This is a genomic window from Streptomyces sp. NPDC093591, from assembly GCF_044764885.1.
Classification (GTDB): Bacteria; Actinomycetota; Actinomycetes; order Streptomycetales; family Streptomycetaceae; genus Streptomyces.
The window spans coordinates 406,448-431,557 of the sequence record NZ_JBIWIY010000003.1 but is presented as its reverse complement, the minus strand read 5'-3'; the positions used below and the strand labels follow the sequence as shown (position 1 = coordinate 431,557).

The 25,110-nt window shown below is 71.2% G+C and carries 25 protein-coding genes; 13 read left to right on the top strand and 12 right to left on the bottom strand.

The genetic code is table 11. The features are described from left to right. The first annotated feature begins 77 nt into the window (after positions 1 to 77). Positions 78 to 1,094, top strand: coding sequence for an aspartate-semialdehyde dehydrogenase (locus tag ACIREI_RS08580; RefSeq protein ID WP_403328996.1), 1,017 nt, complete (start codon positions 78 to 80; stop codon positions 1,092 to 1,094). 60 nt (positions 1,095 to 1,154) lie between these two features. Here ACIREI_RS08580 and ACIREI_RS08575 read toward each other — a convergent pair whose 3' ends face one another. Genes ACIREI_RS08575 through ACIREI_RS08565 form a run of 3 tightly spaced genes read right to left on the bottom strand, consistent with a single transcriptional unit; the run spans position 1,155 to position 2,251 of the window. Beyond that, complete coding sequence (locus tag ACIREI_RS08575; RefSeq protein ID WP_403328993.1) at positions 1,155 to 1,502, bottom strand: type II toxin-antitoxin system PemK/MazF family toxin; 348 nt, start codon at positions 1,500 to 1,502, stop codon at positions 1,155 to 1,157. Then, complete coding sequence (locus ACIREI_RS08570; RefSeq protein ID WP_403328990.1) at positions 1,489 to 1,719, bottom strand: type II toxin-antitoxin system ParD family antitoxin; 231 nt, start codon at positions 1,717 to 1,719, stop codon at positions 1,489 to 1,491. Before ACIREI_RS08570 ends, ACIREI_RS08575 begins: the two co-directional genes overlap by 14 nt. Before the next feature lie 58 nt (positions 1,720 to 1,777). Then, positions 1,778 to 2,251 (bottom strand): DUF1203 domain-containing protein, encoded by a 474-nt coding sequence (locus tag ACIREI_RS08565; protein WP_403328988.1) that lies wholly within the window; start codon positions 2,249 to 2,251, stop codon positions 1,778 to 1,780. A gap of 120 nt (positions 2,252 to 2,371) precedes the next feature. Between ACIREI_RS08565 and pepN the strand changes: the two genes are divergently transcribed. Continuing rightward, positions 2,372 to 4,948, top strand: a complete 2,577-nt coding sequence (gene pepN, locus ACIREI_RS08560; protein ID WP_403328985.1) for an aminopeptidase N — start codon at positions 2,372 to 2,374, stop codon at positions 4,946 to 4,948. A 69-nt stretch (positions 4,949 to 5,017) separates the two neighbouring features. On the opposite strand, the gene ACIREI_RS08555 is transcribed toward pepN, so the two are convergent. Genes ACIREI_RS08555 through ACIREI_RS08545 form a run of 3 tightly spaced genes read right to left on the bottom strand, consistent with a single transcriptional unit; the run spans position 5,018 to position 7,874 of the window. Beyond that, a complete protein-coding gene (locus tag ACIREI_RS08555; RefSeq protein WP_403328982.1) occupies positions 5,018 to 5,914 on the bottom strand; it encodes a LysR family transcriptional regulator in 897 nt (298 codons plus the stop codon). Between the two features lie 14 nt (positions 5,915 to 5,928). Beyond that, the gene (locus ACIREI_RS08550; RefSeq protein ID WP_403328979.1) at positions 5,929 to 6,843 is read right to left on the bottom strand and encodes a DMT family transporter; all 915 of its coding nucleotides are present in this window, start codon (positions 6,841 to 6,843) and stop codon (positions 5,929 to 5,931) included. Between the two features lie 35 nt (positions 6,844 to 6,878). Then, positions 6,879 to 7,874, bottom strand: a complete 996-nt coding sequence (locus ACIREI_RS08545; protein ID WP_403328976.1) for an EamA family transporter — start codon at positions 7,872 to 7,874, stop codon at positions 6,879 to 6,881. Positions 7,875 to 8,058: 184 nt separating this feature from the next. Between ACIREI_RS08545 and ACIREI_RS08540 the strand changes: the two genes are divergently transcribed. Then, entirely contained in the window at positions 8,059 to 8,571 is a 513-nt protein-coding gene (locus ACIREI_RS08540; RefSeq protein WP_403328973.1) for a MarR family winged helix-turn-helix transcriptional regulator, read from the top strand. A gap of 12 nt (positions 8,572 to 8,583) precedes the next feature. On the opposite strand, the gene ACIREI_RS08535 is transcribed toward ACIREI_RS08540, so the two are convergent. After that, positions 8,584 to 10,050 carry an FAD-dependent monooxygenase gene (locus tag ACIREI_RS08535; protein WP_403329454.1) on the bottom strand — a complete coding sequence of 489 codons (1,467 nt, stop codon included), beginning with the start codon at positions 10,048 to 10,050 and terminating at the stop codon, positions 8,584 to 8,586. Positions 10,051 to 10,257: 207 nt separating this feature from the next. Between ACIREI_RS08535 and ACIREI_RS08530 the strand changes: the two genes are divergently transcribed. Continuing rightward, positions 10,258 to 10,857, top strand: coding sequence for a TetR family transcriptional regulator (locus ACIREI_RS08530; RefSeq protein ID WP_403328970.1), 600 nt, complete (start codon positions 10,258 to 10,260; stop codon positions 10,855 to 10,857). Between the two features lie 136 nt (positions 10,858 to 10,993). On the opposite strand, the gene ACIREI_RS08525 is transcribed toward ACIREI_RS08530, so the two are convergent. The 3 genes from ACIREI_RS08525 to ACIREI_RS08515 form a co-directional block, all read right to left on the bottom strand. After that, the gene (locus ACIREI_RS08525) at positions 10,994 to 11,251 is read right to left on the bottom strand and encodes a hypothetical protein (RefSeq protein WP_403328968.1); all 258 of its coding nucleotides are present in this window, start codon (positions 11,249 to 11,251) and stop codon (positions 10,994 to 10,996) included. Between the two features lie 114 nt (positions 11,252 to 11,365). Next, positions 11,366 to 13,501, bottom strand: coding sequence for a 4-alpha-glucanotransferase (gene malQ / locus ACIREI_RS08520; RefSeq protein ID WP_403328965.1), 2,136 nt, complete (start codon positions 13,499 to 13,501; stop codon positions 11,366 to 11,368). Beyond that, positions 13,502 to 13,780, bottom strand: coding sequence for a hypothetical protein (locus ACIREI_RS08515; protein WP_403328962.1), 279 nt, complete (start codon positions 13,778 to 13,780; stop codon positions 13,502 to 13,504). A 187-nt stretch (positions 13,781 to 13,967) separates the two neighbouring features. Here ACIREI_RS08515 and ACIREI_RS08510 point away from each other — a divergent pair, with 187 nt between their 5' ends. The 3 genes from ACIREI_RS08510 (at position 13,968) to ACIREI_RS08500 (ending at position 16,679) form a co-directional block, all read left to right on the top strand. Further along, positions 13,968 to 14,501: a PadR family transcriptional regulator gene (locus ACIREI_RS08510; protein WP_403328959.1), complete on the top strand. Its 534-nt coding sequence runs from the start codon at positions 13,968 to 13,970 to the stop codon at positions 14,499 to 14,501. Beyond that, the gene (locus ACIREI_RS08505; RefSeq protein ID WP_403328956.1) at positions 14,498 to 15,196 is read left to right on the top strand and encodes an ABC transporter ATP-binding protein; all 699 of its coding nucleotides are present in this window, start codon (positions 14,498 to 14,500) and stop codon (positions 15,194 to 15,196) included. The genes ACIREI_RS08510 and ACIREI_RS08505 overlap by 4 nt, the downstream gene beginning before the upstream one ends. Before the next feature lie 124 nt (positions 15,197 to 15,320). After that, the gene (locus ACIREI_RS08500; protein ID WP_403328954.1) at positions 15,321 to 16,679 is read left to right on the top strand and encodes an FtsX-like permease family protein; all 1,359 of its coding nucleotides are present in this window, start codon (positions 15,321 to 15,323) and stop codon (positions 16,677 to 16,679) included. Positions 16,680 to 16,783: 104 nt separating this feature from the next. On the opposite strand, the gene ACIREI_RS08495 is transcribed toward ACIREI_RS08500, so the two are convergent. Further along, positions 16,784 to 17,320, bottom strand: a complete 537-nt coding sequence (locus ACIREI_RS08495) for an HNH endonuclease (RefSeq protein ID WP_403328951.1) — start codon at positions 17,318 to 17,320, stop codon at positions 16,784 to 16,786. A 317-nt stretch (positions 17,321 to 17,637) separates the two neighbouring features. On the opposite strand from ACIREI_RS08495, the gene ACIREI_RS08490 reads away from it, so the two are divergent. Next, positions 17,638 to 18,732 carry a mechanosensitive ion channel family protein gene (locus ACIREI_RS08490; RefSeq protein WP_403328948.1) on the top strand — a complete coding sequence of 365 codons (1,095 nt, stop codon included), beginning with the start codon at positions 17,638 to 17,640 and terminating at the stop codon, positions 18,730 to 18,732. A 70-nt stretch (positions 18,733 to 18,802) separates the two neighbouring features. Here the strand turns inward: ACIREI_RS08490 and ACIREI_RS08485 are convergent, their stop codons facing one another. Further along, entirely contained in the window at positions 18,803 to 19,063 is a 261-nt protein-coding gene (locus ACIREI_RS08485) for a hypothetical protein (protein WP_403328946.1), read from the bottom strand. Between the two features lie 106 nt (positions 19,064 to 19,169). Here ACIREI_RS08485 and ACIREI_RS08480 point away from each other — a divergent pair, with 106 nt between their 5' ends. From ACIREI_RS08480 to ACIREI_RS08460, 5 genes are all read left to right on the top strand, one after another. Beyond that, positions 19,170 to 20,417: an MFS transporter gene (locus tag ACIREI_RS08480; RefSeq protein ID WP_403328943.1), complete on the top strand. Its 1,248-nt coding sequence runs from the start codon at positions 19,170 to 19,172 to the stop codon at positions 20,415 to 20,417. A 176-nt stretch (positions 20,418 to 20,593) separates the two neighbouring features. Further along, entirely contained in the window at positions 20,594 to 21,805 is a 1,212-nt protein-coding gene (locus ACIREI_RS08475) for an ROK family protein (RefSeq protein WP_403328940.1), read from the top strand. A gap of 120 nt (positions 21,806 to 21,925) precedes the next feature. Further along, positions 21,926 to 23,263: an ABC transporter substrate-binding protein gene (locus ACIREI_RS08470; RefSeq protein WP_403329451.1), complete on the top strand. Its 1,338-nt coding sequence runs from the start codon at positions 21,926 to 21,928 to the stop codon at positions 23,261 to 23,263. An 8-nt stretch (positions 23,264 to 23,271) separates the two neighbouring features. Then, positions 23,272 to 24,213, top strand: a complete 942-nt coding sequence (locus ACIREI_RS08465; RefSeq protein ID WP_403328937.1) for a carbohydrate ABC transporter permease — start codon at positions 23,272 to 23,274, stop codon at positions 24,211 to 24,213. A gap of 2 nt (positions 24,214 to 24,215) precedes the next feature. Continuing rightward, on the top strand, positions 24,216 to 25,106 hold the full coding sequence (locus tag ACIREI_RS08460) for a carbohydrate ABC transporter permease (protein ID WP_403328935.1): 891 nt from the start codon (positions 24,216 to 24,218) through the stop codon (positions 25,104 to 25,106). The last annotated feature ends 4 nt before the right edge of the window (positions 25,107 to 25,110 follow it).

Below are 25,110 nucleotides of genomic sequence, written 5' to 3'. Positions count from 1 at the left end.
AGAATTGGACAGGCGGACCCGGGTCGGCCGCATGATGGAAAGGCCGCAGACATTCAAGAACGCGTAAGGGAGTCGCCGTGAGGGTCGGAATCGTCGGAGCCACCGGACAGGTCGGCACGGTCATGCGCAGGATCCTCGCGGAGCGTGCCTTCCCGCTCACCGAGCTGCGCCTGTTCGCCTCGGCCCGCTCGGCGGGGACGGTCCTGGACGGCGTGACGGTGGAGGACGCGGCGACGGCCGACTACTCCGGCCTGGACATCGTCCTGTTCTCGGCGGGCGGCTCGACCTCGAAGGCGCTGGCGCCGAAGGTCGCCTCCCAGGGTGCCGTGGTGATCGACAACTCCTCCGCCTGGCGTCGCGACCCCGAGGTCCCGCTGGTCGTCTCCGAGGTGAACCCGCACGCGATCACCGACCGCCCCAAGGGCATCATCGCCAACCCGAACTGCACGACGATGGCCGCGATGCCGGTGCTGAAGCCGCTGCACGCGGAGGCCGGTCTCGAGGCGCTGGTCGTCGCCACCTACCAGGCGGTGTCCGGCTCGGGTCTGGCCGGCGTGGACGAGCTGTTCGACCAGGTCAAGAAGGTCGGCGACGACGCGCCCAAGCTGACCCACGACGGCTCGGCGGCGGAGTTCCCCGCCCCGAACAAGTACGTGGCCCCCATCGCGTACAACGTCCTGCCGATGGCCGGCTCCATCGTCGACGACGGCCTGAACGAGACCGACGAGGAGCAGAAGCTCCGCCACGAGTCCCGCAAGATCCTGGAGATCCCCGAGCTGAAGGTCTCCGGCACCTGCGTGCGCGTCCCGGTCTTCTCCGGCCACTCCCTCCAGGTCAACGCCCGCTTCGCCCGCCCGATCAGCGTGGAGCGCGCCAAGGAGCTGCTCGCCGGCGCCCCCGGCGTGGCCCTCACCGACGTGCCGACCCCGCTGCAGGCGGCCGGCCAGGACCCGTCGTACGTCGGCCGCATCCGCACCGACGAGACGGTCGAGCACGGCCTCGCCCTGTTCCTCTCCAACGACAACCTCCGCAAGGGCGCCGCGCTGAACGCGGTGCAGATCGCGGAGCTGGTGGCGGCGGAGCTGAAGGGCTGACGCCGGTCCATTACGCAGGAAGGGGCGCCCACCATGACGGTGGGCGCCCCTTCCTCATGCTCAGAGGGCCAGATGCCGCCGCAGGGCCATGTCGATTTCCGTCATTCGCTGACGCGGGACTGAACCGACGGGTCGCAGCAGCCGCTCCGGAGCGAGAGCCCGCACTTGCTCGCACTGCACCTTGGAGTCCTTTGGGAGACCGCACTCCCCGGCGGGAAGCAGCACCTGGAACGGATAGACGCGAGACGTGTTCGTCGTCAGGGGGACCAACGTGATCACTCCGCGCCCGGTCCGCGCCACGGACGCGTTGGCACCGTCGTTGGAGACGATCACAGCCGGGCGCGCCTTGTTGGCCTCACTGCCACGGGCCGGCTCGTAATCGACCAGGTAGATGTCACCGCGCTTCATCGGTCAGCCCGTCTGCCGAGAACTGGTCCCAGAACTGGGCGTCCTCACTCTCGTCCCATTCTGCGAACGCCTCGCTGTACTGCTGCTCCAGCTGTGCTTGCCGGAGCAGTTCGATGGCTGCGTGTATCACGGCGGACCGGGAATCGGCCTCTGTACGCGCGGCGTACTCGTCGACGAAGGTGACGTCCTCCTGCGGCAGGCTCACACTGATCTTCATACCCTCAGAGTACCAAGGTATGACCACTCTGGCCACTATTCGTACTACTGACCTAGGGCTAAGCCTTTCGCACCTCATAGAGGAAGCACCCGTACTCCACTGCCCGCACATGAACGAAAGCCACCGCAGGGTCGGCGAACGCCCCCGCGACAGCCTCCTCGAAGCCCCCCGGCTCCACCAGCCGCCCCCCAAGGATCCGCCCGTCGACCGAGTAACGGCGGAGGGTGCGGTGGGCGTTGGCGAAGGGCAGCCCGTCACCGTCCGGACCGCCGCACTCCTCGGCGTGCACGAACACCGGCCCCTGCTCGTCGTACGCCCCCGGATCGGTCCCGCTCTCGGTCGCCCAGCGGCGCAACGGCGCGTACGAGACCAGGGCGATCCGCTCCCCGGATGCACTCCGCCGCAGACAGCAGCGCAGGGGCGACCCGCCCTCCTCGTCGGTCACGGGAACCATTCGGCGCCCCGCATCGTCAGCAGAGCGCAACTCCTTCAGGGCCGCCGGATCGATGGCGCGTGCGAGGTAGGTCGTCATGCCTCCAGCCTCACGCGCCCGCGCCCCGCCCACCGGCGGTAAACGGACATCGCGCTCCGCGCAGGTCACGTGGAAGGATGACCGAACCGCCGAACCTACACATATCGAGGAGATGACCGCGTGCCTGGCACAAACCTGACCCGCGAAGAGGCTCAGCAGCGGGCGCAGCTGCTCACCGTCGAGTCCTACGAGATCGATCTCGACCTCTCCGGCGCGCAGGAGGGCGGTACCTACCGGTCTGTCACCACGGTGCGCTTCGACGTCGCCGAGACCGGCGCGGAGTCGTTCATCGACCTGGTGGCCCCGACCGTCCACGAGGTGACCCTCAACGGCGACGCACTCGATGCGGCCGAGGTCTTCAAGGACTCCCGGATCGCCCTGTCCGGCCTGCTGGAGGGCCCCAACGTCCTGCGGGTCGTGGCCGACTGCGCCTACACCAACACCGGCGAGGGGCTGCACCGCTTCGTCGACCCGGTCGACCAGCAGGCCTACCTCTACACCCAGTTCGAGGTCCCGGACGCGCGCCGCGTCTTCGCGTCCTTCGAGCAGCCCGACCTGAAGGCCACCTTCCAGTTCACCGTGAAGGCGCCGGACGGCTGGACCGTCATCTCCAACTCGCCCACCCCGGAGCCCAAGGACAACGTCTGGTCCTTCGAGCCGACGCCGCGCATCTCGACGTACATCACGGCGCTCATCGTCGGCCCGTACCACTCGGTGCACAGCGTCTACGAGAAGGACGGGCAGAGCGTGCCGCTGGGCATCTACTGCCGGCCCTCGCTCGCCGAGTTCCTCGACTCGGACGCGATCTTCGAGGTGACCCGGCAGGGCTTCGACTGGTTCCAGGAGAAGTTCGACTACGCGTACCCGTTCAAGAAGTACGACCAGCTGTTCGTGCCGGAGTTCAACGCGGGCGCGATGGAGAACGCGGGCGCGGTGACCATCCGCGACCAGTACGTCTTCCGGTCCAAGGTGACGAACGCGGCGTACGAGACGCGCGCGGAGACCATCCTGCACGAGCTGGCCCACATGTGGTTCGGCGACCTGGTCACCATGGAGTGGTGGAACGACCTGTGGCTGAACGAGTCGTTCGCCACGTACACGTCCATCGCCTGCCAGGCGTACGCGCCCGAGTCGCGCTGGCCGCACTCGTGGACCACCTTCGCCAACCAGATGAAGACGTGGGCGTACCGCCAGGACCAGCTGCCGTCCACCCACCCGATCATGGCCGAGATCCGCGACCTGGACGACGTGCTCGTCAACTTCGACGGCATCACCTACGCCAAGGGCGCCTCCGTCCTCAAGCAGCTCGTCGCCTACGTCGGCGAGGACGAGTTCTTCCAGGGCGTCCAGGCGTACTTCAAGCGCCACGCCTTCGGCAACACCCGCCTGTCCGACCTGCTGGGCGCCCTGGAGGAGACCTCCGGCCGTGACCTGAAGACGTGGTCGAAGCAGTGGCTGGAGACGGCCGGCATCAACATCCTGCGTCCCGAGATCGAGACGGACGCGAGCGGTGTGATCACCTCGTTCGCGATCCGCCAGGAGGCCCCCGCGCTGCCGACGGGCGCGAAGGGCGAGCCGACGCTGCGCCCGCACCGCATCGCGGTCGGCCTGTACAACCTCGACGACGCGACCGGCAAGCTGGTGCGCGACGAGCGCATCGAGCTGGACGTGGACGGCGAACTGACCGCCGTACCGCAGCTGTCGGGCACGCGCCGCCCGGACGTGGTCCTCCTCAACGACGACGACCTGTCGTACGCGAAGGTCCGCCTCGACGAGCAGTCCCTGGCCTTCGTCACCGAGCACCTCGGCGACTTCGAGGCCTCCCTCCCGCGGGCCCTGTGCTGGGCGTCGTCCTGGGACATGACGCGCGACGCGGAGCTCGCCACCCGCGACTACCTCTCCCTCGTCCTGTCGGGCATCGGCAAGGAGTCCGACATCGGCGTCGTGCAGTCGCTGCAGCGCCAGGTGAAGCTCGCGATCGAGCTGTACGCCGACCCGGCCGCCCGCGAGTCGCTGCTGACCCGCTGGACGGACGCCACGCTGGCCCACCTGCGCTCGGCGGAGGCGGGCAGCGACCACCAGCTGGCGTGGGCGCGGGCGTTCGCGGCGACGGCACGCACGCCCGAGCAGCTCGACCTCCTCGAGGCCCTGCTGGACGGCTCCCAGACGATCGAGGGCCTGGCCGTCGACACGGAGCTGCGCTGGGCGCTCGTCCAGCGCCTGGCGGCGGTGGGCCGCTTCGACGAGACGGAGATCGCCGCCGAGTACGAGCGGGACAGGACGGCGGCCGGCGAGCGCCACGCCGCCACGGCCCGCGCCGCCCGTCCGACCGCGGAGGCCAAGGCCGAGGCCTGGTCGTCGGTCATCGACTCCGACAAGCTCCCCAACGCCCTCCAGGAAGCGGTCATCGGCGGCTTCGTCCAGACCGACCAGCGCGAACTCCTCGCCCCCTACACGGACAAGTTCTTCGAGGTGGTCAAGGACATCTGGGACGCCCGCTCCCACGAGATCGCCCAGCAGATCGCGGTCGGCCTGTACCCGACCCTCCAGGTCTCCGAGGAGACCCTGAGCAAGACGGACACCTGGCTGTCCTCGGCGGAGCCGAACGCGGCCCTGCGCCGCCTGATCTCGGAGTCCCGCGCGGGCGTGGAGCGGGCGCTGAAGGCGCAGGCGGCGGACGCGGCGGCGGAGCAGTAACGGTCGTCGTACGTATGCCGACAGGGCGCCCGGTGCTGCTGCGCCGGGCGCCCTGTCGTGTGCGCCCGGCTACGCGGCGGCAGCACCGCGCAGAGCGTCCAGCGCCCTGCCCACCGCCGGCGAACCCGCCCCGCCCTTGCGTACGGCTGCCACCACATGCCGGACCGGCCGCTCCGCGCCCAGCTCCCGCATCACGACGCCGCCCCTGGCCACCGCCGCCATCCGCGGCACCAACGCCACCCCCATCCCCGCCTCCACCATCGCCAGGATCGCCGTCCACCCGGCCGCCGAGTGCCCCTGTACGGGGCTGAACCCGGCCGCCTCGCAGGCCCCGCGGGTGATGTCCGACCAGGGCCCGCTCCCGCCGAAGATCCACGGCTCCTCCGCGAGATCGGCGAGCCGCAGCCCGTCCGCGGTGGCGAGCGGGTGGTCGCGGGGGAGGGCGACGTCGAGGGGGTCGGCGAGCAGCGGGACGCGGGTGAACCGGGGGTCGGCGGCCGTCGGGGCCTGCGCGGCGAGGGACAGCGCGAGGTCGACGTCCCCGGCGGCCAGCAGCTCGTACGCCTCCCCGGCCTCCGCCTCCCGCACCCGCAGGGTCACCCCGGGATGCGCGGTCCGCAGCGCCCGCACGGCGGGGACGACGAGGGCGGGTACGGCGGTGGAGAACGCCGCGACCCGCACCTCCCCCACCTCGCCGTGCACGTACGCGGCCACCTCGGCGTCCGCCCGCTCCAGTTGCTCGAACACGGCCTCGGCGTGCCGCAGCACCAGCCGCGCCGCGTCCGTCAGCCGCACCCGCCGCCCCTGCGCCTCCAGCAGCGGCACCCCCACCTGCTTGGCGAGATTCGTCAGCTGCTGCGACACCGCCGACGGAGTCATCCGCAGCGCCTCGGCGGTCGCCGTCACGGTCCCCCGCTCCCGCAACGTCCGCAGGATCTGCAGCTTCCGGATGTCCCACTCGACCATGGCGGCAACCTACGTCACCGACGCGCCCCCGCACCCAGCACGACCCCGCCGAGGATCAGCGCCATGCACAGCACCTGCGTCCAGCCGGTCGCCTCGCCGAGCACCGCCCAGGACAGCAGGGCCACGCACACCGGCTGGAGGTAGTAGACGACCCCGGCGCGGCCCGGTCCGACCAGTGCGATCGCCCTGTTCCAGGCGAAGAAGGCGACGGCGGAGGAGACGACTCCCACGTACAGGATCGGCAGGACCGTCCCGGCCGTCGGCTCGAAGCCGCCCTGCACCGCCAGGCTGACTCCCTGCGCGGGCACCAGCAGGACCGTGCCCAGCAGGAACGTGGTGAACAGGAAGGCCACCCCGCCCAGTTCGGCCGGCTTGCGCCGCAGCAGACCGCTGTACGAGGCGAAGCAGCAGGCCGCGGCCACCATCCACAGGTCGCCCGCCGCGAACCGGGCCCCGCCCGCGCCACTCCCGATCAGCAGCACGACGCCCGCACAGGCCGTCAGCAGACCGGCCACCCGGCGCGCGCCCAGCCGTATCCCCGCGGCCCGTTCGAACACGGCCATCAGGACCGGCGAAGCGGCCATGATCATGCCCATGTTGGCGGCGGGCGTGGTCAACCCGGCCTGGTTGACGAGGGTGTTGTAGGTGGCCACGCCGAGGAGGGCGGCAAGGAACACGAACCCGAGGTGACGGCGGATCACCTTCCGCTGCCGCCAGGCCTGCCGGGCACCGAAGGGAGCCACCGCGGCCAGCGCCACCAGCCATCTCCAGAACGCTTGCTGCACCGGGGGCACGCTGTCGTGCAGCGCGCGGGAAGTGACGAAGCTGCCCGACCACACGACGGTGGCGAGGGCGGCGAACGCGATGCCGAGGGCGGCCGCCTTGGGGAGGGGAGTCGGGGTGGCTGTCCTGGGGAGGACGACGGTCACGGAGATCCTTTCGCTGGGCGGTGATCGGGCTCGATCTACCGTCGCAGCGCGGGACCTGTCAGGTCCATCGAATCTTTTCGATGCTTCTTTTCAGCAGAACTGAACAATGGTGGGAGGGCCTGTCCAGGCCGGCCCGTCCCGTCCCGGCTCTCCTGGACCCGGCCAACCCTGATCTGCCCGACGACCGTCGCCCCGAACGCCAGCGCCATCCCCGCCAGTTGGAGCGGGCTCAACGCCTGCCCCAGCGCGGCCCAGCCGACCACGGCGGCGGTCAGGGGGGACAGCGGGCCGAGGAAGGTGACCTGCATGGCGCTCAGGCGGCCGATGCCGCGGAACCAGAGCCAGTACGCGACCGCCGTGTTCGCCAGCGCCAAGTAGACGTAGCCGCCGGCCGCACGGACGTCGAGTGCGGGCGGGGCGCCCTCGGCCAGGAGGGCGAGCGGGGCGAGGAGCAGGCCGCCGGCGGTGAGCTGCCAACCGGTGAGGGCGAGCGGGCCGACACCCTCGGGGCGCCCCCACCGCTTGGTCAGCACGGTGCCGGTGGACATGGCCGCCGTGCAGGCCAGGGCCGCCAGCAGCCCGACGGGATCGAGCGCACCGGCCGCCTCCAGCACCACCAGGCTGACACCGAACGCCGCCACGACCCCGGTGAGCACATTGCGCACCGTGGGCCGTTGCCCGAGGAACAGCGCCGACAGACCGACGACGAACAGCGGGCCGACCGAGCCGACAACGGCCGCCATGCCCCCGGGCAGCCGGTACGCGGAGAGGAAGAGCAGAGGGAAGAAGGCGCCGATGTTCAGGGCGCCCAGCACCGCCGCCTTCCACCACCAGGCGCCGCGCGGCAGCACACGGGCGAGGGCGAGCAGCAGCAGACCGGCGGGCAGGGCGCGCATCAGGCCGGTGGACAGGGGGCGGTCGGCCGGCAGGAACTCGGTGGTGACCGCGTAGGTCGTGCCCCAGGAGATGGGCGCGAGGGCGGTGAGGAGTATCAGGGCGGGAGAGACACCGCCGACACGGTGGGCGGCCACGGGATGCACCCTTCGAAGTAGGTCGGCCGAGCAGGCCGGGCGGAGGTAGGCCAGTGGAAGTAGAGGTAGAGGAAAGGAAGTAGGCCAGTGGGAAGCAGGCCAGTGGAAAGTAGCTTAGCGCTAAGCCACTTTCCGTCAAGCCACTTTCTTGCGGGCCAGCATTCGGACCCCCGATACTCGACGCATGAGCGAACGCCCCCAGCGCAAGGACCCCGTCGACGCGATCATCGACCAGTGGGCGACGGTGCGGCCCGACCTCGACACCAAGGCGATGGAGGTCTTCGGGCGGATCTACCGCCTCGCGCGCACGATGGGCGACCGCATCGAGAAGGCGTACGCGCCCTACGGCATCTCACGCGGCGAGTGCGACGTCCTGGCGACCCTGCGCCGCTCCGGAGAGCCCTACACCCTCTCGCCCCGCCAGCTCTCGGCGACGCTGATGCTCACCACCGGAGGCATGACCGGCCGGCTCGACAAGCTGGAACGGGCCGACCTGCTGCGCCGCTCCCCCGACCCGCACGACCGCCGCGGTCTGCAAGTCACGCTCACGGAGAAGGGGTTGAGCATCGTCGACCAGGCGGTCAGCGCCGGCCTGGCCGTCCAGACGGAGGCCCTGTCCGCCCTCGACGACGAACAGGCCGACCAACTGGCCGACCTGTTGAGGGAGTTGCTCGCGGGGACGCCCGATTCCCGGTAGGCGGGGCTCCGCTCACCCCACCTGGGCGGCGACCGCCGCCTCGATCGCCCCGGCGTCCGCGTCGTCCGACGCCCACGCCACGTATCCGTCGGGCCGCACCAGCACGGCCGTACGGCGGTCGCCCGCCCAGCGCTCCACGGCCGGCCGGCCCTTGCGGGAGACCGGACCCTCGGGCACTTGCGCCGCCTTCGGGACGATCAGTACGAACCGTCCACCGCGCAGGGCCTCATAGAGGCGGCCACTCTCCAGAGCCACGTCGGGGACACGGGTGCCGACCAGGCGGTGGGAGCCGCGCGGGGCGGGGTACCTGTAGCCGATGCCCGAGATCTGGGCCAGCGCCTTCGCCCGGGCGGGCCGGGCCGCGTTGACGAAGGCGGAGACGAGGGCGCGTACGGCGCGCAGGGCCGGGTTCCGCGCCCTCGCCAGCCGGACCAGCCCGCCGCTGCTGCGCAGCACGGCCTTGCCGACCGGGTGGCGTTCGGCCTGATAGGTATCCAGGAGCGCCTCGGGCGCCCAGCCCTTGACGACCGCGGCGAGCTTCCAGCCGAGGTTGGCCGCGTCCTGAAGGCCGGTGTTCATGCCCTGGCCGCCCGCCGGCGAGTGGACGTGCGCGGCGTCACCGGCGAGGAAGACCCGACCGACCCGGTACTGCGGCGCCTGCCGTTCGTCGCTGTGGAAGCGGGAGAGCCAGCGCGCGTCGTGCATGCCGTAGTCGGTGCCCAGGGCGCGGCGGGTGACCTCCTTGACCTCGTCGAGGTCGAGCGGTGCGTCGTCGGGGACCTCGTGGTGGCGGTTCCAGCCCATGACGCGGTACCAGCCGTCGCCGAAGGAGGCGATCATCGCGAAGGCGTCACCGGCGCCGTTGACGGTGAGCACGCTCTCGGGCCGCTCGGCGAGCCGTACGTCCGCCAGGAAGAGGGACTTGATGACGGAGACGCCGGGGAAGGGCAGGCCGACGGCCTGTCGCACGGCGCTGCGATGCCCGTCCGCGCCGACGACATAGGCGGCGCGGCGCGTGACGACGGTCCCGTTCTGGCCGCGCACATCGAGGTCGACCCCGCTGTCGTCCTGCCGCAGCCCCACGACCTCGCTCTCGAAGAGGAACTCGACACCGAGCTCACGCGCCCGCCGCTCCAGCAGCCGCTCGACCTCGTACTGCGGGGTGATGAGCAGGAACGGGAAGCGGGACGGCAGCGTGCCGAGATCGAGGGAGAGGCGGCGGAAGAGGCGCAGCTCGGTGATGGTGCTGCCGGTGGCGAGCAACGGCTCGGCAAGGCCGCGGGCGTCGAGCTGTTCCAAGGTGCGGGCGTGCACGCCGAAGGCGCGGGAGAGGTTGCTGATCTTGTGGGGGCGCTTCTCGACGAGGGTGACGGGGACGCCGGCGGCGGCGAGGTCACCGGCCAGGAGGAGACCGGTGGGGCCGGAGCCGACGACGAGCACGGGGTGGGTGGGGGTGGTGCCGGTGCCGGTGCCGTTCATGGTGGTCATGGTGGCCTCCTGGTTGCCAACACGCGTCGGCCAACAATTGTTGGCCAACGCTCGTTGGCAACGATAGGGCCGTGAGGACGAAGGCGTCAACGTCTGTGGGCCTACAGTTGTGGGCACACACCTGTGGACGCACACTTGGGGCACGCGCTCGCGAGCCCCGCCTTGTTGGCCTACACATGTTGGCCTACGCTTGTTGACATGACCGAGAGCAAGCCCCCCACACCCACCCCCACCCCGACACCACCCCGCCGCTCCGAGGCCACCCGCACGGCGATCCTCGACGCGGCCCGCGAGCGCTTCGCGGCCGACGGTTACGAGCGCGCCACGATCCGCGCCATCGCCAAGGACGCGAACATCGATCCGTCGATGGTGATGCGCTACTACGGCAACAAGGAAGGCCTGTTCGCGGCGGCCGTCGCCATCGATCTGCGGCTGCCGGACCCGGCGTCGTTGCCCCGGGACGACGCCGGCCGGGCGCTGGTGACGCACTTCCTGGTCATGTGGGAGAAGAACGAGGTGCTCACGGCCCTGCTCAGGGTCGGCGCGACCAACCAGGCCGGGGCCGAGCGCATGCGGAGCATCTTCGGGGACCAGTTGCTGCCGGTCGCCCGCCGGGTGTGCCCCGACCCCGAGCAGGCCCCGGCGCGGGCGGCGCTGGTGTCGGCGCAGCTGCTCGGGCTGGCGCTCACCCGCTACGTACTGCGGTTTCCGCCCGCCGTGGACCTGGCCCCCGAGGAGGTCGTGGCATGGCTGGCGCCGACGGTGCAGCGGTATCTGACGGCGCCGTATCCGGCGTGAGCGTCACCTGTCCGTGACAGCCGCCCACCCGTGAAAACGCCGAGGGCGCCGGCCTCGTCGCAGGTACGGCGGATGCGCGTACGTACGACGAGGCAGGCGCCCTCGAAGAAGCTGTGACCGGACGGAGCCGCCCTGGTCAGGCCTTCGCCTTGACCTTCGCCTTCGGCTGGCGGTCCGTGGAGCGGTCCAGGACCATCACGAGGCCCGCGATGACCGCGAACAGCACGATCGGGGCCAAGACGAACTGGCCCAGCGTCTCCATGACGCTCAGGCCCGGACCGGGGTCGTCGCCGTCGTCACGCGCGAGCGCGAGCGCAGGGGACGACATGAGCAGCATCATCAGCGTCGTACCGGCAGCCAGGGCGCCGGCGCGCAGGGCGTTCTTCTTGTCCACGGGGCCAAAAGTACCGAACGCCGGGAGGGGCCGCGCGCCCGGGGTGCCGTAGGAGGCGCGGCCCGCCCGCCGAGAGGCGCGGCCCGCCCGGCCTGGGGCACGATCCGCCCGGCGTCACCCCCGCCGGGCCGCCTCGCCCCGCAGCACCTCCACGAGCGCCCGCACCCGGGCCGACCCCGCCAGTTCCTCCAACGTCACCGCCCGGCCCTCCGCGTCCGCGATCGGCAGTCGCCAGTTCGGGTACTGGTCCCAGGTCCCCGGCAGGTTCTGGGGGCGGCGGTCGCCCACGCCGTCCGGGAGCCAGATGCCGACCATGCGGGCCGGGGTGCGCAGCAGGAAGCGGTGGACGGCCTGGATCTCGGCCTCCTCCTCCGAGGTGCAGTGCCCGCCGTGCGTGCCGCGCAGCAGTCCGAGCCGGGAGAGCAGTTCCAGCCACTCGCCCGTGTCCGCCGACGCCGCCGCCTGTTCCTGCTCCAGAGAGCCGGTCAACAGGCCGAGGCTGTCGCGGAGTTGGACGTGTTCGCCGGTGAGGCGGGCCGCGGTGGGCGGCAGGTCGTGGGTGGTGGCGGTGGCGAGGCAGTCGGCGCGCCAGGACTCCGGCGGCAGCGGACGGCCGTCCCCGTCCCAGTCCCGTTCGAACCAGAGCACGGAGGTGCCGAGCACGCCCCGTGCGCGCAGCGTCTCGCGCACACCGGGCTCCACCGTGCCGAGATCCTCGCCGATCACCACGGCCCCGGCGCGGGAGGCCTCCAGCACCAGGATCGCGAGCATGGCCTCGGCGTCGTAGCGGACGTACGTCCCCTCCGTCGGCGCGTGCCCCTGCGGCACCCACCACAGCCGGAAGAGCCCCATGACGTGGTCGATCCGCAACGCGCCCGCGTACCGGAACAGGGCCCGCAGGAGGCGGCGGTACGGCTCGTATCCCGATTCGGCCAGCCGGTCCGGTCGCCAGGGCGGCAGTCCCCAGTCCTGGCCGCGCGCGTTGAAGGCGTCCGGCGGTGCGCCCACCGACATCCCGGCGGCGAAGTACTCCTGCTGGGCCCAGGCGTCCGCGCCCCCGGGGTGCACCCCGACCGCCAGGTCGTGCACGATCCCGACCCCCATCCCCGACTCGCGCGCGACCCGCTGGGCGGCGGTCAGCTGGCCGTCGGTGAGCCACGCGAGCCGGCAGTGCAGGTCGACCCGGTCCATCAACTCGCCCCGCGCGCGGGCGGTTTCGGGCGACCGCGGATCCCGTAGCCCCTCCGGCCACCGGAGCCAGTCCGAGCCGTGCACCTCGGCCAGCGCGCACCACGTGGCGTGGTCCTCCAGCGCCTGCCCCTCCCGCGCGAGGAAGTCGGCGTACGCGGCCCGGCGCCCGGGCCCGAGCGGCACCTCGCGCACCAGCTCCAGCGCCTCCCGCTTCGCCTCCCACACGGCGTCCCGGTCGATCAGCGCCCCCTTCTCCAGCACCGCTTCCCGCAGCCGCCCGGCCCGCTCCAGCAGCGTCCGCAGCCGCTCGCGGTCCTCGACGTACGCGAACTCGGGCACGTCCTCGACCCGCAGATGCACCGGGTCGGGGAAGCGGCGGGAGGAGGGGCGGTAGGGGGAAGGGTCGGTGGGCGCTCCGGGTACGGCCGCGTGCAGCGGGTTGACCTGCACGAATCCGGCGCCGAGCGACCGGCCGGCCCAGGCGGCGAGTTCGGCGAGGTCGCCGAGGTCGCCCATGCCCCAGGAGCGGCGGGAGAGGAGGGAGTAGAGCTGGACGAGGAGGCCGTACGAGCGTTCGATGGACGGGGGCAGGCGGGGCGGGGCGACGACCAGGTGGCTGGTCGCGGTACGGCCGTCGGGGGCGGTGGCCGTCAAGCGGTGGACGCCGGGCGGGAGCCGGTCGGGGGCGGCGCGGGTCTCGCCCTGTTCGGTCTCGATGTGCAGCCGGGTACCAGCCGGCAGCGACGGCAGGGCGGCCGGCGCCTCGGGCTCGGCCCCGCTCCAGCACACCAGCGTCGGCGGCAGCAGCCGCTCGCGCAGCTCCCGCTCCCGTGCGGCGAGCGCGGCACCGACGGCCCCGGGGGTGCTCGTGTCGATGTCGAGGGCGGCCAGGGCGAGGGTGAGCGCGGTGGCGGAGGCCGTGACCGTACGGTCGGCGGACGGCTGGTAGGAGGTGGCGACGCCGTGCAGTTCGGCGAGCCGGGTCAGGTCGTCGGAGGGCAGGTCCTCGGGACTCGCGGGAGTCTCGGCAGGGGCTTCGGCCGACCGCTCTGCTGTCATCTACGGCCTCGGGAAATCCATGTCCATGTCCATACCGGTGTCCATACCCGCATCCCAGACGGCCGCCTCACTGGTCAGCGGCGCGGCGTCGGCGAGGGGCGGTTCGCTGGTGAGGGGCTCGACGTCGGGGAGGGGCGGTTCGCTGGTGAGGGGGGTTTCGAAGCAGGCGCCCTCGGAGCTGAAGACGCAGGCGTGCATCTCGGGTTCGGTGAAGACGCCTTCGTACGCCTCGGGCTCGTGGGGCGCCTCGGGTTTGGACAGGGCCGATGCTGTGGGCACGGGGGGGCTCCTCGTCTGGTTCGGCGTGCGGGTTATCGCAGCCCTACCCAGCAGACGCGGGGACAGACGTCCGGAGACAAACATCGTGCCTCTCGTCACATTCTGTTCCGCACGTGCCTTTCCGCCGCAGAGTTTTCTGCCCGATCACTATTCACTCAGTACATGTACTCAGTGCATAATGATCGGCATGAGCACCCGCCACATCCTGTTGGGGCTGCTCGCCACGGGGCCGAGCCATGGCTACGACCTCAAGCGACGCCACGACGAACGCTTCCCGCAGGCCCGCCCGCTGGCCTACGGGCAGGTCTACACGACCCTGCAGCGGCTGGTCCGCGACGGGCTCGCCGAGGTCGACGGCACCGATTCGGACGGCGGCCCGGAGCGCACCACGTACCGCTCGACGGACGACGGAGCACGTGAACTGGCCAAGTGGGCCGGGGAGATCGCGCCGCCCGCGCCGTTCGTGACGAACGAGATCTTCGCCAAGGTCGTCGTGTCGATCCTGTCCGGCGGCGACCCCGAGGCCTATCTGCGCGCCCAGCGCGCCGCCCACATGGAGCGGATGCGCGAGCTCACGGCGGTCAAGACCGCCCCGCACACCGATCTCGCGACCGTGCTCTCGGCGGACTACGCCCTCAACCACCTCGACGCCGACCTCCGCTGGATGACGACCACGGCGGCCCGGCTCACCACCCTGACCGCGGAGGTCGACGCAGCATGAGCAACACAGAGGGGGGCACGGTGCCGCTGCTGGCGGCCCGTGACCTCGTCAAGGCACACGGCAGGACCGAGGCCCTGCGCGGCGCCTCGATCGAGCTGCGGGCCGGCGAGATCCTCGCCGTCACCGGCGCCAGCGGCAGCGGGAAGTCGACGCTGCTGCACTGCCTGGCCGGCATCGTCCGCCCGGACACCGGCTCGGTGACGTACGCCGGGCAGCGGCTGGACCAGCTGCCGGAGAAACGGTTGAGCGAGCTTCGGCGTACGGAGTTCGGCGTGGTCTTCCAGTTCGGGCAGCTGATCCCCGAGTTGACGGCCCTGGACAACGTCGCGCTGCCGCTGCTGCTCGCCGGTGCCCGCCGGCAGGAGGCGCAGGCGAAGGCCGGTGCGTGGCTGGAGCGGTTCGGGGTGCGCGGGCAGGAGGAACTGCGGCCGGGCGAGATGAGCGGGGGCCAGGCGCAGCGGGTGGCCCTGGCCCGGGCCCTGGTCACCGGCCCGGAGATCGTCTTCGCGGACGAGCCGACCGGGGCGCTGGACTCGCTGGCGAGCGAGCAGGTGATGACGGCCCTGACGCACACGGCCCGTGAGTCCGGTACGGCGGTGCTGCTGATCACGCATGACGCCCAGGTGGCGGCGTACGCGGACCGCGAGGTGCGGTTGAGTGACGGGACCGTGGCGCCGCTGGAGGTGGCGGTATGAGGCGCGAGTTCCGCGGCGGCGGGCCGACCGGCGCCCGACCGCAGGCAACGGCCACGAGTCCCGCCGGACACGGCGACGCCCTCCGCCTCCCCGGCGCAGACGTGACCGGCCCGGGGGTGACCGCATGAAGGCCGACCTCCGACTGGCCTGGCAGCTCACCCGGGGCTCCGACCGGCGCGAGTGGTGGCGGGTGGGGCTCACCGCGCTGGGGGCGGCGCTCGCGACCGGTTTCGCGCTGGCGGGCGTCGCGCTGGCCTCGCTCGACGGCTACAACAGCGTGCCGCTCGCCCACGGCCTGCTGAACACCGCGGGAGGCCGCTTCGGGGTGATCTTCACCCTGGCGCTCCTCCTCATTCCGGTGCTCGGATTCCTCGGCCAGAGCGCGCGCATCGGCGCCGTCCACCGCGACCGGCGGCTCGCCGGGCTGCGACTGGCCGGGGCCACGCCCTGGCAGGTACGACGGATCGCCGCACTGGAGGCGGGGCTCGCCTGTCTGCTGGGCTCGGCGCCCGCCACCGCGGTCGCGGTGCCGGTACTGCTGTCCCTGTGGGCCAGTCCGACCGTTCTGGCCTGGGCGGGGATGACCCTGGTCGCCCTGGCCGTGCCGGCGCTGGGCGCGGCGGTGTCCGCACTGGCGTTGCGCCGGGTGGTGGCGTCACCGCTCGGCTGGGTGCGCCGGGTGCGGAGCGGCCGGCCTCCGGGCCGGGTGTTCCTGGTGGCGACCGGGCTGCTCGCGGTGTTTGCGGTGGTGCCCCTGCTGACCCCGGTGTTCGCCGGGCCCCGCCGGCTCTCCCCCGTCCCGCTGATCGTCCTGGCCCTGACCCTGCTGGTCGGTGCCGCGGCGCTGTGGCTGACCGGCTGGTCCTCCGGCCTGCTGGGCCGCACCCTCGCGGCCCGGGCCCAGCGCCCGGACCTGCTGATCGCGGCGGAACGGCTGCGCGACGACCCGTGGGCGGCGGCCCGCACCCACGCGGCCGTGCTGCTGGTGACCGTCGTCGCCACCGGCTTCGTGGGGGTGCGGCAGGTGTTTCTCGACGATCTGCACGCCATGCGCCGCCTGGGCCGACTCGGCATGGACATGGAGTTCTATACGACGGGCCTCGACCTGACGGCGGCCGCGGTCCTCGTCGCCCTCGGGATCGTCCTGTCGGCTCTCGCGGTCGGCACCGCCGAGTCCCTCGCCACCCGGCGCCGGGGCCTGGCAGCGCAGAACGCGGCGGGGGTGCCGCGCGGGGTGCTGGCCCGGGCGCTGTTCCTCGAGACCGCGCTCCCGCTGGTACCGGCGGTCGTGGTGGCGGGCGCCGGCGGCATGGCGATCGGTGCCTGGTACGCCTCGATCGCCACGGAGTGGACGGTGCCGGAGGTGCCGTACGTCTCCCTGCTGGTCCCTCTCGCGGTGTACGCCTGCTGCCTGCTGGCCGCGGCCACCTCGCTGCCCCTGCTGCACCGCTCGGTCCGCCCGGCGGAGCTGCGCTACGGGTGAGAACGGCCGGGCGGCCGCATGACCGGCCGGCCCCGGGGGCACGGGGGACCCCCGGGGCCGGATGCCATGCACACGGTTCGCCGGGTATGCGAAGGCCCGGATCGTCAGGCGGAAATGCCGTCGATCCGGGCCATGGCGTCCTCCGCGCCGAACGGCTGCAAGTACGGCAGCCAGCGCGGGTCCCTATGCCCGGTGCCGATGATGCGCCAGGCCAGACCGGTGGGTGGAGCGGGTTTGTGGCGCAGCCGCCAGCCGATCTCGAACAGATGTCGGTCGGCCTTCACGTGGTTGCAGCGACGGCACGAGGCCACCACGTTGTCCCAGACGTGCTTGCCCCCGCGGCTGCGCGGAATGACATGGTCGACGCTGGTTGCGACGCCACCGCAGTACATGCACCGGCCCCCGTCACGCGCGAAGAGCGCCCTGCGGGTCAGAGGAACGGGCCCCCGATAGGGAACCCGGACGAATCGCTTGAGCCGGACCACGCTGGGTGCGGGGACTGTGACGGTTGCGCTGTGCAGATAGGCGCCGGACTCCTCGAGGCATACGGCCTTGTTCTCGAGGACGAGGACGAGCGCGCGGCGGAGCGGTACGACGCCGAGTGGCTCGTACGACGCGTTGAGGACCAGGACATGCGGCACGGATGCCTCCTTGGGCGTCGGCGGCGCGTGGCTCGCGCCGGGACGATCTGTAGTCAGTCTCCCCTCTTGCCTGGTGAAAGCGCCACCATGTCCCGGTAACGGGCTGGGAGTGTTTTCGACCACATCTGATTCATCCCCAGGATGACGAACGGTTCATCCCTCCAGTTCATCCCCAGGTGGGCACCGTTCCTCCCTCGAACATGGCGACGATCCACACACGATGCCCCGATAGTGTGGTGGGCCTGCCCTACCGGTGACCTTTTCGTGACCTTGACCATCTGCCGGTGGGGCGGGCCGCTGCACTGGAGGTACCAGCCGTGTCCTTGCCCGCCGTCCTACTGGCCGCCGGTTCGTCCCCGTCACCGTCCCCCTCGGAGACGACGACCCCGGCGGTGCCATCGATCCAGGACGCCCAGGAGAGCGCGACCCAGGCCGCGAGCTGGTTCGAGGAGAACTGGTCGACCTGGCTCGCCATAGGTCTGAAGATCCTGCTGATCCTGGTGATCGCGGCGGTGCTGAGAATGGCGATCCGGCGGGCGATCACCAAGCTCATAGACCGGATGAACCGCACGGCGCAGGCGGTGGACGGCACGGCCCTCGGCGGCCTGCTGGTCAACGTCGAGCGCCGCCGTCAGCGCTCGCAGGCGATCGGCTCGGTCCTGCGCTCGGTGGCGAGCTTCCTGATCATGGGCACCGCGGCCCTGATGATCCTGTCCACCTTCGACATCAACCTGGCCCCGCTGCTGGCCTCCGCCGGTGTGGCGGGCGTGGCGATCGGCTTCGGCGCCCGCAACCTGGTCACCGACTTCCTCTCCGGCGTCTTCATGATCCTGGAGGACCAGTACGGCGTCGGCGACGCGATCGACGCGGGCGTGGCATCCGGCGAGGTCATCGAGGTCGGCCTGCGCGTGACCAAGCTGCGCGGCGACAACGGCGAGATCTGGTACGTCCGCAACGGCGAGGTCAAGCGGATCGGCAACCTCTCGCAGGGCTGGTCGACGGCCGGGGTGGACGTCACGGTCCGCTCCTCCGAGGACCTGGACAAGGTCAAGCGCAGCATCGGCGAGGTCGCCGAGAAGATGAGCAAGGAGGAGCCCTGGAACGAGCTCCTCTGGGGCCCGATCGAGGTCCTCGGCCTGGACAGCGTGCTGCTGGACTCGATGGTCGTACGGGTGTCCGCGAAGACGATGCCCGGCAAGTCGCTGACGGTGGAACGCGAGCTGCGCTGGCGCATCAAGCGCGCCTTCGACGCCGCCGACATCCCGATCGTCGGCCGCGCTCCCCTCACCACGGAGGAGGCGGCCACGACCGACCCGACGGCGGGCATGGCGGCTCCGTCTGCGTACTCCAACACGTCCTCTCCGCAGGCCCAGGCGGCCACGCCGCTGACACCGCCGAGCGTGACGAAGTAGGCCGGGGGGACGGGAGCTGGGGGCGTACGGCGAGGGCGCGCGTGGGCAGCGGGCACGTACCTCAGTCGACTCAGTCGACCCACTCCCGCCACCGTGGCCAAGGCCGCTCACACCGCCCTTCGGCGATCGCCTTCCTGCACTCCCGCTGGGCGAGTTCCTCCAGCTCACGCCCGGTCGCAGGCTTGCTGCCGATGGTGGTGACCTCGGAGAAGGCGATCAAGCACTCGCCGTGTGGTACGGGCCGTGTCGCCCAGAAGACGAAGGACACGCCCGCGATGATCACGGCGAGCGAGGCGAGAGCGAGCAACGCACGGCGACGGTCACGCGTCATCCGCGCAGCCTAGCCGCGCCCGATCACGGCGCCGCCAGAACCGGTCATCACGCCCAGGGGGGCGTCCTGTACAACCCTTGGTTGTCGACGGAGGCAGGGGCTGGGCATGGCGGGCGAGCGGTCGTTGGGGCGGGGTTTCGGGTGGCTGTGGGCGGCGTACGGGGTCAGTACGTTCGGGACCCGGCTCGCCTTCGACGCGTTCCCGATCATCGCGGTCGTCGTGCTGCACGCCGGGGCGACCGAGGTGGCGCTGCTTGCGGCCTCGGGGCTCGCGGTGGGAGCGGCGGTGGCGGTGCCGCTCGGGGCGTGGGTGGAGCTGCGCCGGAAGCGGCCGGTGATGGTCGCGGCGGACCTGATCCGGTGCGCGGCGCTGCTGAGCGTCCCCGCCGCCTTCGCGCTGGACGGGCTCGGCCTCGGCCAGCTGCTGGTGGTGTCGGTGGTGGTCGCCGCGGCGGACATCACGTTCACCGCGGCGAGCGGGGCGTATCTGAAGTCCCTCGTGGCACCGGAGGACCTGCTCGTGGCGAACGGCCGCTTCGAGGCCACGACATGGACGGCCACCGCGCTCGGCCCGCCGCTCGGCGGGGTGGCGATCGGCGTGTTCGGCCCCATGGCGACGGTACTGGCGGACGCGGCCAGCTATCTGCTGTCGGCGCTGGGCATCCGGGCGATCGGCGGTAAGGAAAGGCAACAGACGGCACCGCGGCAGACCCGCCCCGACGCGCCCTCAGGCCTGAAGGTGAGCGACCTCCCGGCGGGCTGGCGGCACATCCTCACCCACCCCACGCTGCGCCCGCTGTTCCTCAACACGATCCTGGTCAACGCCCTGATCATGGCGCCGGCCCCGGTGCTGGCCGTCCTCATGCTCGGCCAACTCGGCTTCGCCCCCTGGCAGTACGGCCTCGCCTTCGCCGTCCCGTGCCTCGGCGGCCTGCTGGGCTCCCGCCTGTCGCGGCGCCTGGTCGCCCGGTACGGCCGCCGCCGGGTCCTGCTCACCGCCGGCACCCTGCGCGCCTGCTGGTCCGTCGGCCTGGCCTTCGTCGGCCCGGGCACGTCCGGACTCCTGCTCGTCATGGTCATCGAGTTCGGTCTGATCACCTGTGCGGGCGTCTTCAACCCGGTGCTCGCCACCACCCGCCTCGACCAGACCCCGTCGGACCGGATCACCCGCACCCTGTCGGCATGGCAGGTCACGGGCCGGACGACGACCGCGGCCATGACGGCGCTGTGGGGCCTGCTGGCGGCGCTGACCGGGCCCCGCGCCGCGATCGCCCTCGCCGGGGTCCTGCTGCTGGCGACCCCGCTCCTGCTCCCCCGGCACGAGCGCGCACCGGAGCACAGCACCACCGGGTGACGACGGCTGCCACGGTAACGACTGGGTTGCTGGTATAGACCTCTCTTGACGCCGCCTTCTCCCCGGGTCTACCTTCCTGGACAACCCGATAGGAAACTTTCCTAACAGTGATCCTGGATGGACTTCCGTCGTAGATCGCTGAGAAGCTGGTCAGCCGAAAGGCAGGTGTCGCTCCCATGGCAGGAACCGCCGGTACGCCGGGCACCCCGCGCGTCCTGCGCGCCATGAACGACCGTGCCGCCCTGGACCTCCTCCTGGAGCACGGGCCGCTGTCCCGCACGCGGATCGGCAAGCTCACCGGCCTGTCCAAGCCGACCGCCTCCCAGCTGCTCGCCCGCCTCGAAGCCGCCGGCCTCGTCCTGGCGACCGGCACGACGGAGGGCCGACCCGGCCCGGGCGCCCAGCTGTACGAGGTCAATCCGGCCGCCGCGTACGCCGCGGGGCTCGATGTCACCCCCGAACGCATCCTCGCCGCCGTCGCCGACATCACGGGCCGCACGGTGGGGTCGTACGAACTGCCCACCCCCGGCAGGCGGCCGGTCCAACCCGTCGTCCGGCAGGTCACCGACGCCCTCGACGGCGCGGTGAAGGCGGCAGGTCTCGCCCGCGACGACGTCCACCGGCTCGTCATCGGCACCCCCGGCGCCTTCGACCCCAACACGGGCCGGCTGCGCTACGCCTCCCACCTCCCCGGCTGGCACACCCCCGCGCTCCTGGCCGAACTCGCCGCCGCCCTGCCGATGCCGGTCGAGTACGAGAACGACGTCAACCTCGTGGCGGTGGCCGAGCAGCGGCTCGGCGCGGCCCGCGGCCACGAGGACTTCGTGCTGCTGTGGAACGAGGGCGGCCTCGGCGCCGCCCTGGTCCTCGGCGGGCGCCTGCACCGCGGCTGGACCGGCGGCGCGGGCGAGGTAGGTTTCCTGCCGGTTCCGGGCGCACCCCTGGTCCGCCAGGTGACCAAAGCCAACAGTGGCGGCTACCAGGAGCTGGCCGGCTCGCAGGCGATCCCCCAACTCGCACGCGAACTCGGCATGACGAACATCCCATCGGGGCCGTACGCCGAGGCCGCCGCCCGACTCGTCGAACGGGCCGCCGCGGAGGACACCGTGCTCAACCGGCTCCTCCTGGAGACCTACGCGACCCGGCTGGCCACCGGTCTCGCCTCCCTGGTCTCCGTCCTCGACCCCGAACTGGTCGTCCTCACCGGCGCCTCCCTCACGTCCGGCGGCGAGGTGCTGCGCGCCCTCGTCCAGGGCGAGCTGGAGGAGCTGGCCGCGTCCCGGCCCCGGCTCGTCGTCGGCGACGTCCGTGAACATCCCGTGTTGCGGGGCGCGTTGGAGAGCGCGCTCGCGACCACGCGTGACGAGGTCTTCGACACCGCACGCTGAGCGCCCGCCCCCGCCGGCGCACCTCCAACACACCCACTGACCCACCCCCCCCGCCTTCCTTCACCCACCCCTGTCCCGCCTTTGGGAGACCTCGCCATGCCCGGAAAGTCCTGGAAAGCCATACCCGCACCGTCCCGCAAGGCGGCCGCCGCTCTCGCCGCCACCGCCTCCCTGGCCCTTCTCACCACGGCCTGCACCGGCCAGTCGGCGTCCGGTGCCGACGACGACCCCAACGCCAGGACGACGATCACCTTCTGGCACGGCTGGAGCGCACCCACCGAGGTCAAGGCGATCCAGGCGAACGTCGACCGCTTCGAGAAGGCCCACCCGAACATCACGGTGAAGGTCGTCGGCAACATCAACGACGACAAGCTCAACCAGGCACTGCGCGCGGGCGGTTCGAGCGGGCCGGACGTGGTGTCGTCGTTCACGACCTCCAACATCGGCAAGTTCTGTTCCTCGGGCGCGTTCCTCGACCTGAAGCCGTTCATCGAGAAGTCGAAGCTCGACCTCGACAAGACCATCCCGAAGCCGATGCTGGACTACACCCAGTTCGAGGGCACCCGCTGCGCCCTCCCGCTGCTGGGCGACGCCTACGGCCTCTACTACAACAAGGACGCCTTCGACAAGGCCGGCATCAAGTCCCCGCCGAAGACCTGGTCGGAGTTCGCGAAGGTCGCCAAGAAGCTGACCGTAAGCAAGGGTGACAGTTACCGGCAGCTCGGCTTCATGCCGACGTACCACGGCTACGAGACGGTCGTGGACCACTACATGTCCCAGTGGGACCACGCCTACTTCGACAAGGACGGCAAGTCCAACATCGCCAAGGACCCGGCCTTCGCCGAGATGTTCACGTACCAGAAGAAGCTCGTCGACGACCTCGGCGGCTTCGCGAAGCTGGAGAGGTACCGCAACACCTTCGGTGACGAGTGGGGCGCCAAGCACCCGTTCCAGACCGGCCAGGTGGCCATGCAGCTCGACGGCGAGTGGCGCCTGGGCATGGCGAAGGACGCCGGTGTCGACTTCGAGATCGGCACCGCTCCGATGCCGGTCGCGGACGACGAGGCCGACGAGTACGGCAAGGGCTTCCTCTCCGGCACGATCATCGGCATCGCCCCGCAGAGCGAGAAGCAGAACGCGGCCTGGGAGCTGGTGAAGTACCTGACCACCGACACCGAGGCCGTCGTGTCCTTCGCCAACGCCATCCACAACGTGCCCTCCACGTTCGCCGCGCTGAAGTCGCCCGACCTGAAGGTGGACCCCGGCTTCAAGACGTTCCTGGACATCGCCCAGAACCCGCACTCGAACACCCCGCCGGCCTCCGTCAACGGCTCGACGTACCAGACGACGCTGCAGGACTTCGGCTACCAGTACGAGTCAGGCAAGGTGAAGGATCTGAAGGCCGGCCTGGAGAAGACCGCGCAGCAGATCGACACCGACATCCAGCAGGCGAAGTAGCGCCGTCGATGTCCACGCACACTCTCCGCGCGAAGCGCCGCAGGTCGGCGCTTCGGACGGTGGTCTTCCTGTCACCGTGGCTCATCGGGTTCGGCGTCTTCTTCGCCTATCCGCTGGTGTCCACCGTGTACTTCTCGCTGATGAAGTACGACGGCTTCGGCACGCCGGTCTTCCGCGGCCTGGGCAACTGGGCCTACGTCTTCGAGGACTATCCGCTGTTCTGGCCGGCGCTGCGCAACACGCTCTGGCTGGTGCTGGTGATGGTCACCTGCCGGGTGGTGTTCGGGCTCGGCATCGGCCTGCTGATCACGAAGATCAAGACCGGCACGGGTGTCTTCCGCACTCTCTTCTACCTGCCGTACCTCGCCCCGCCGGTCGCCGCGACACTCGCCTTCGTCTTCCTCCTCAACCCCGGCACCGGCCCCGTCAACTCGGTCCTGGACGGCCTGGGCCTGCCCACACCCGGCTGGTTCACGGACCCCTCCTGGTCCAAGCCGGCCCTCACCGCGCTGGCGCTGTGGGGCGTGGGCGACCTCATGGTCATCTTCATGGCCGCGCTGCTCGACGTTCCGAAGGAGCAGTACGAGGCCGCGGAGCTGGACGGGACGTCGGCCTGGCAGCGGTTCCGGTTCGTCACCCTGCCGAACATCTCGCCGATCGTGATGTTCGCCGTGGTCACGGGCGTGATCCAGACGATGCAGTACTACACACAGCCGTTGGTGGCGGGGAAGGTCGCCTCCGGCATCATCGGCGGCTCGGGCCAGCAGTTCGAGCCCGGCTACCCCGACAAGTCGACCCTGACCCTCCCCCAACTCGTCTACAACCTCGGCTTCCAGCGCTTCGACTACGGATCGGCCTGCGTGGTCGCGCTCGTACTCTTCGCCCTCGCCATGGCCTTCACCGCGCTGCTGATGCGGCGTCGGGGCGGACTGATGCAGGCAGGTGACTGAACATGACCCAAGTGCTGGACAAGCCAGTTCAGTTGGCAAACCCGACAGTCGCCGAGCGCACGGCCCGCCGCAGGGCGCTCCTGGAGTGGATCGCCGTCCACTCCCTCGGCGTCGCGGCCGCCCTCTTCTTCACCCTGCCCTTCGTGTTCGTCGTCCTGACCTCGCTGATGAGCGACCAGCAGGCCCTCACCCGCGACCTGGTCCCGGACACCTGGGAGTGGGGCAACTACACCAAGGTCTTCGACACACCCGGCTTCCTGACGTGGTGGAAGAACACCCTGGTCTACGCCGGTCTGGGCACGGTCCTCACCGTCGTGTCGTCCGTCCCGGTGGCGTACGCGCTCGCCAAGTTCCGCTTCCGCGGCCGGAACCTGTCCTTGATGCTGGTCATCTCGATGATGATGCTGCCTCCCCAGGTGATCATCATCCCGATGTACCTGTTCTGGGCGAAGCAGCTGGACCTCTCGGGGACCCTCTGGCCGCTGATCATCCCGATGGCGTTCGGAGACGCGTTCTCGATCTTCCTGCTGCGCCAGTTCCTGATGACGATCCCGAACGAGTACCTGGACGCCGCCAGGGTCGACGGCTGCGGTGAACTCCGCACACTCCTGCGAGTGGTCCTTCCCATGGCGAAACCGGGCATAGCCGCTGTGGCCCTGTTCCAGTTCTTCTACGCGTGGAACGACTACTTCGGCCCCCAGATCTACGCGTCCGAGAACCCGGGCGCCTGGACGCTCTCCTACGGCCTGGAGTCGTTCAAGGGGGCACACCACACCGACTGGAACCTGACGATGGCCGCGACCGTACTGGTCATGGCCCCCGTGATCCTCGTGTTCTTCTTCGCCCAGAAGGCGTTCGTCGAGGGTGTCACGCTCACCGGAGTAAAGGGTTGATGGC

What these genes read in the sequence shown, in the direction of transcription:
- ACIREI_RS08575 (WP_403328993.1), bottom strand. Translation starts at nt 1,502, where the DNA reads ATGAAGCGCGGTGACATCTACCTGGTCGATTACGAGCCGGCCCGTGGC.
- ACIREI_RS08570 (WP_403328990.1), bottom strand. Translation starts at nt 1,719, where the DNA reads ATGAAGATCAGTGTGAGCCTGCCGCAGGAGGACGTCACCTTCGTCGAC.
- ACIREI_RS08565 (WP_403328988.1), bottom strand. Translation starts at nt 2,251, where the DNA reads ATGACGACCTACCTCGCACGCGCCATCGATCCGGCGGCCCTGAAGGAG.
- ACIREI_RS08555 (WP_403328982.1), bottom strand. Translation starts at nt 5,914, where the DNA reads ATGGTCGAGTGGGACATCCGGAAGCTGCAGATCCTGCGGACGTTGCGG.
- ACIREI_RS08540 (WP_403328973.1), top strand. Translation starts at nt 8,059, where the DNA reads ATGAGCGAACGCCCCCAGCGCAAGGACCCCGTCGACGCGATCATCGAC.
- ACIREI_RS08535 (WP_403329454.1), bottom strand. Translation starts at nt 10,050, where the DNA reads ATGAACGGCACCGGCACCGGCACCACCCCCACCCACCCCGTGCTCGTC.
- ACIREI_RS08530 (WP_403328970.1), top strand. Translation starts at nt 10,258, where the DNA reads ATGACCGAGAGCAAGCCCCCCACACCCACCCCCACCCCGACACCACCC.
- malQ (WP_403328965.1), bottom strand. Translation starts at nt 13,501, where the DNA reads ATGACAGCAGAGCGGTCGGCCGAAGCCCCTGCCGAGACTCCCGCGAGT.
- ACIREI_RS08510 (WP_403328959.1), top strand. Translation starts at nt 13,968, where the DNA reads ATGAGCACCCGCCACATCCTGTTGGGGCTGCTCGCCACGGGGCCGAGC.
- ACIREI_RS08505 (WP_403328956.1), top strand. Translation starts at nt 14,498, where the DNA reads ATGAGCAACACAGAGGGGGGCACGGTGCCGCTGCTGGCGGCCCGTGAC.
- ACIREI_RS08500 (WP_403328954.1), top strand. Translation starts at nt 15,321, where the DNA reads ATGAAGGCCGACCTCCGACTGGCCTGGCAGCTCACCCGGGGCTCCGAC.
- ACIREI_RS08485 (WP_403328946.1), bottom strand. Translation starts at nt 19,063, where the DNA reads ATGACGCGTGACCGTCGCCGTGCGTTGCTCGCTCTCGCCTCGCTCGCC.
- ACIREI_RS08480 (WP_403328943.1), top strand. Translation starts at nt 19,170, where the DNA reads ATGGCGGGCGAGCGGTCGTTGGGGCGGGGTTTCGGGTGGCTGTGGGCG.
- ACIREI_RS08475 (WP_403328940.1), top strand. Translation starts at nt 20,594, where the DNA reads ATGGCAGGAACCGCCGGTACGCCGGGCACCCCGCGCGTCCTGCGCGCC.
- ACIREI_RS08465 (WP_403328937.1), top strand. Translation starts at nt 23,272, where the DNA reads ATGTCCACGCACACTCTCCGCGCGAAGCGCCGCAGGTCGGCGCTTCGG.
- ACIREI_RS08460 (WP_403328935.1), top strand. Translation starts at nt 24,216, where the DNA reads ATGACCCAAGTGCTGGACAAGCCAGTTCAGTTGGCAAACCCGACAGTC.